This window comes from Candidatus Erwinia dacicola (assembly GCF_001756855.1).
GTDB classification, from domain to species: Bacteria; Pseudomonadota; Gammaproteobacteria; order Enterobacterales; family Enterobacteriaceae; genus Erwinia; species Erwinia dacicola.
In genome coordinates this window covers 1-4,939 of sequence record NZ_MAYS01000440.1, presented here as the reverse complement: position 1 = coordinate 4,939, position 4,939 = coordinate 1, and the positions used below count along the sequence as shown (strand labels likewise).

General features: G+C 56.2%; 3 protein-coding genes and 2 pseudogenes. 1 reads left to right on the top strand and 4 read right to left on the bottom strand.

The genetic code is table 11. The features are described from left to right. Positions 1-320: 320 nt before the first annotated feature. Positions 321-1,039: pseudogene (locus BBW68_RS16855) on the bottom strand (MFS transporter); the annotation flags it as partial. A gap of 235 nt (positions 1,040-1,274) precedes the next feature. Here BBW68_RS16855 and ushA point away from each other — a divergent pair. Next, the gene (gene ushA, locus BBW68_RS11895; RefSeq protein ID WP_102135789.1) at positions 1,275-2,999 is read left to right on the top strand and encodes a bifunctional UDP-sugar hydrolase/5'-nucleotidase UshA; all 1,725 of its coding nucleotides are present in this window, start codon (positions 1,275-1,277) and stop codon (positions 2,997-2,999) included. Positions 3,000-3,175: 176 nt separating this feature from the next. Here the strand turns inward: ushA and BBW68_RS11890 are convergent. The 3 genes and pseudogenes from BBW68_RS11890 to BBW68_RS11880 all read right to left on the bottom strand — a co-directional run. After that, positions 3,176-3,406 (bottom strand): annotated as a pseudogene (locus BBW68_RS11890) (YbaK/EbsC family protein); the annotation flags it as partial. A gap of 88 nt (positions 3,407-3,494) precedes the next feature. Beyond that, positions 3,495-4,298, bottom strand: coding sequence for a TraB/GumN family protein (locus BBW68_RS11885; RefSeq protein WP_070135527.1), 804 nt, complete (start codon positions 4,296-4,298; stop codon positions 3,495-3,497). Between the two features lie 87 nt (positions 4,299-4,385). Next, positions 4,386-4,939, bottom strand: a 554-nt coding sequence (locus BBW68_RS11880) for an HAD-IC family P-type ATPase (protein ID WP_148127652.1), incomplete at its 5' end; no start/stop codon positions are given.

The window sequence follows — 4,939 nt, the reverse complement described above, 5'->3', positions numbered from 1 at the left end:
AAAATGGCTTTCCGGTTAAAAACACGACAAAAACTGCATTTTCATACTTAAACCTACGCACGGCCGCCGCATCAAAGGGATAGTTCGTTCTGACATTCATGGTTGGGCGCTCTCAGAAGAGGCGATTCAATCTCCTAACCATGAACGAAAAATGGCTGCTGCAGAACGGCTACCTGCCTCAGCACACCATGGCGGAGATAGACCACACTGCTGAAGACGACGTAATCGACGCGTTGCTACTCAGCGCATAACAGGCCCATTACCGGACCGGAAGGCTGTAAGTAAATTTACACCACCTTGACAGACTCGATCATCACGCGCTTGCGGCCAATCGGCCCGCCAATCACCGTCCCGGCCGCCACGGCGAACAGAAACGCGAATAGGTGCAGCTGCGCGCTCTGCACCGTCAGGCCGAACTTGTGCATCAGATATTAAGGTGTAATAGCTGCTCAGACTGGTAAGATAAAAATTTTTGGAGAAAATCAGCACCAGCAGAATCGAAATCGCCAACGCCACCTAACGGCGGGGCAGCGGGCTGACGGCACTCTGCGCATGGCTTTTACTGGCGCGATGCTGAATCTGATACCAGCGGCTGATCTACAACAGCACCACAATCGCCAGCAGCGCGGCCAGCGAGAACCATGCGACGTTGCCGCGCCTGTAGGGGCAATGATTAGCGCGGCTAGCAGCGGGCCGAGTGAGCTACCCAGATTGCCGCCCACCTGGAACAGCGACTGCGCCAAGCCGTGACGCCCGCCGGATGCCATGCGCGCCACGCGTGACGACTCCGGATGAGACACCGACGAGACGGTGCCCACCAGCGCTGCGGTCACCAGAACCATGAGGAAGTTATTCGCCATCGCCAGTAGCACCAGTCCGGACACTGTAAAGCCCATGCCAATCGGCAGCAACCACGGCTGCGCTGCGGCTGTTTATCGGTATAATAGCCAATCAGCGGCTGCATCAGCGGCTAAATTACTAGGATCAGCGACAGGATCATATCGTTAAGCTAATGAGCAACGCTTATCGCGCCGAGAATGCCAAAAGGTCCACTTCACCGGCAGATTCGGTGAAGCGAGGGTGTCATTACTTGCCATAAATTAACCTGTCATCGAAATTTGTTTTTATTGGGGAAGTTCAAGGGTGTGCCCCTGCCAGCAATATTAAGATGGAGAGATTACCCTTCTGACTTAATCCTGCTGCATAATCAGCCGGAGGTTACAAAAAATTCATACTTTGTTACCTAATGCAGTTATTCAACAAGGAGAGGCAGAGTGCCAGTACTGAAAAAAAGTCTAATCAGCGTGCTAACGGTAGCGCTGTTATCCACCCCCCTGATGGCGCAGGCGTGGGTGAAAGATCGCACCTATAAATTTACCGTGTTGCACACCAACGATCACCACGGACGCTTCTGGCCAAACGAGCATGATGAGTATGGCCTGGCGGCGCAGAAAACCATGATGGACCAGATCCGCTATGAACTGCAGGCGCACGGCGGCACGCCGCTGATCCTCTCCGGCGGCGATATCAATACCGGCGTACCGGAATCGGACCTGCAGGATGCCGAACCCGATTTTCGCGGCATGAACTTGGTTGGCTACGACGCAATGGCTATTGGCAATCACGAGTTTGATAACCCGCTTACGGTCCTGCGCCAGCAGCAAAAATGGGCCAAGTTCCCGCTGCTTTCCGCCAATATTTACCAAAAAAGCACCGGCAAGCGCCTGTTTCAGCCCTATGCACTGTTCAACCGCATGGGACTGAAGATTGCTGTGATCGGCCTGATCACTGATGATACGGCGAAGATTGGCAACCCTGAGAACTTTACCGACATCCTGTTCCATAAACCGGCCACCGAAGCGAAAGCGGTGGTGAAAGAGCTGCGTGCAAAAGAGAAGCCTGATGTGATTATTGCCGCCACCCATATGGGGCACTACGACAACGTCCAGCACGGTTCCAACGCCCCGGGCGATGTGGAGATGGCGCGCGAGCTGCCTGCCGGTTATCTCGATTTGATCGTCGGCGGCCACTCGCAGGACCCGGTGTGTATGGCGAAAGAGAATGTGAAGCAGGCCGACTATGTTCCGGGTGCCCCCTGTACGCCGGACCGCCAGAACGGCACCTGGATTGTGCAGGCGCACGAGTGGGGCAAATATATCGGCCGTGCCGACTTTACCTTCCTGAACGGTAAGCTGACGCTGGAGCACTACGAACTGGTGCCGATCAACCTGAAACATAAGATTACCAACGCTGACGGCAGCAGCTGGGTGAGCTACACGCCTGAAATTGCCAAAAACAGCGCGATGCAGAAACTGCTGACGCCGTTCCAGAAAAAAGGCGAAGCGCAGCTCGGCGTAAAAATCGGCAGCGTCAACGGCCATCTGGAGGGGGAACGCAGCAAAGTGCGCTTTGTACAAACCAATATGGCGCGCCTGATCCTTGAAGGGCAGATCGACCGCACCAAAGCCGATTTCGCGGTGATGAGCGGTGGCGGCGTACGCGATTCGATTGAAGAGGGCTCAATCACCTATAAAGACGTGCTCAAGGTACAGCCGTTTGGCAACACGCTGGTGTATGTCGATATGAAAGGCAGCGAGGTGGAAAAATATCTGGCGGTGGTAGCGAATAAGCAGGTAAATTCCGGAGCTTACGCTCAGTTTTCCCGCGTCAGCTTGGTGGCCGACGGGACGGGTGTCAGCGCGGTGAAGATCAACTGCCAGCCGCTGGATGCGGAGAAAACCTACCGCATCGCGACGCTGAGCTTTAACGCCACCGGCGGTGACGGTTACCCGGTAATTGATAATCTACCGGGCTACGTGAATACCGGCTTTGTCGATGCGGAAGTGCTGAAGCAGTACATTGAGAGCCACTCACCGCTCGACGTGGCGCAATACCAGCCTGCCGGAGAAATTGTCTATCAAAAGGGCGGAGATAAACCGGCCGAAAGTACAAAGCCTGTAGAGGATGAGAAGCCGCTGGTACCGAAGAAATGGCGCTAGACGAAGATCGATACCGCCATGCGTTAACGGATTTTTTCTGTAGGGGACGACCGCTTTTCTGGTCGCCCCAAACGTCAGCCTACGGGCGGACCGGAACAGATCGTCCGCCCCTACAAATCCGTTCCCGCACTTTAATCGTACAGCCAGTTATACAACATGGTGTACGGCAGGAAGAACGCCACCTTTTTCAGATCCAGCTGTCCAGCAACCGGTGTTACCGCCACGGCCAAGGCCATATTGTCACCATTTAGTGCGATCAGCAGCGTTTTATAAACCTGATCTGCATTGAGATTGAGCATACGCACCGCCTCATCGCCAAAATGAGTTTCGCTGCTGTCGTGCTCATAGGGATGCAGCGTAAATGTGACATTTTGTTTTTCAAGCAGTTTTACTGCGAGAGCGACAATCAGGCCCGCGTCAGCCTAAGGGCTGAGACGATAACAAAAATCATAAAAATGTTGTTATTGACGGGTCGATTTCAACATCGGCCTTTTTTTATGCTTTTTTTAGCAGGCTAGGCAAGTTGCCTTCGCCGTAAAGATGCAGCGCGCCGACCGCGACCACGTAGCGTCCTAGCGGCAACTGGCGCAGAAGCTGGCTCCATTGCTGATTGCGCTGATGCATCAGCAGATCGTTCAGACTGCTGCTGAAAGTGTTCGGCAGCTCCAGCTTGCTGTGGCTGCCCAGTGGCGCTTCCAGCCACCAGCTGACCATGGTTTGCAGCAGGCGGGCGTTAGTGTGCCAGTACTCCAGCGTGTCCTCCAGCAGCGGTAGCCCATTGTCCGGCAGCGAATTCAGCAGCGCCAACTGGGTTTCCGGCCCCTCCAGCTCAATCACTTTTTTTTCCAGCCAGCGCGCGGCCTGCAGCAGCTGATAGTCGATGCCGCAGTCGGCGTGCAGCCCAAGGCGCTGAGCCTGCTGCGCTTGCAGCATCAGTGCAACCTGCCAGGCGGGCAGCGTGTCGATGCGCTCCGGGGAGATCCCTAGCTCTGCCGCCCGCTGGTGTAATGTGCTGAGCTGCTCAGCGCTGAGGCGCTCTGCCAGCGGCGGGAAGACTGCGCTGTCGCTGAACGGCGAGCCACCGGCGGTAATATCGGCCTCCACAATCAGCGCGTCGGCCTGACGCAAGCGCTTCATCAGCACGACAGGCAGCGGCAGCATATTGCGCGTGCCCATATGAATACTGCCGACCAGATGCAGCCGGCAGTCGCCCAGCGTGATGTCCAGCGCCGGATAGCTGCAGTTTACCAGCCAGAACCTGTCGCGTAGCGCCCGCAGTACTTGCACAAGATTTCTCATAATTTCCCGCCTCATCCGTTTAGTGCCACCATGCTAACGCGATAACTCGCTGACAGACAAGGAAAAACGAAGCGTAGCCGGGAGGATTTAGTGCTGAGGCGGACGGTAGCTGAGCAGGCGGTTGGCGTTACTGACCACGGTAATCGAAGAGAGCGCCATCGCTGCGCCAGCCACCACCGGGCTGAGCAGCGTGCCGGTCAGCGGGTAGAGCACCCCGGCAGCGATCGGGATCCCCGTCGCGTTATAGATAAACGCCCCAAGTAAATTCTGTTTCATATTGCGCAGGGTTGCTTTGGCGATGGCTAAGGCATCGACCACCGCATTCAGATCTTGGCGCATCAGGGTAATCGCCGCCGTTTCAATCGCCACATCGCTGCCGTCGCCAATCATCGCCACCTGCTGGCCCTGCTGCTGCAGGTGGGCGATCGCTACGGCTTTACTTGCCGGTAATACCCCCGCAATCACCCTGTCGATCCCGGTTTCGCGCACAATGACCGTTGCGGTGATTTCGTTATCCCCGGTCAGCATCACCAGCTGATAACCGCGCTGGTGCAGGCGCTGCAGCGCGCCGACGCTCTCCTGGCGCAGCGAATCCCCGGCGGCCAGCAGGACCGGGGATGCCCCCTGAGGGATCCCCAGAA

Excerpts from the sequence above, each read along its gene's own strand:
- BBW68_RS11885 (WP_070135527.1), bottom strand. The coding sequence starts at position 4,298 with ATGAGAAATCTTGTGCAAGTACTGCGGGCGCTACGCGACAGGTTCTGG.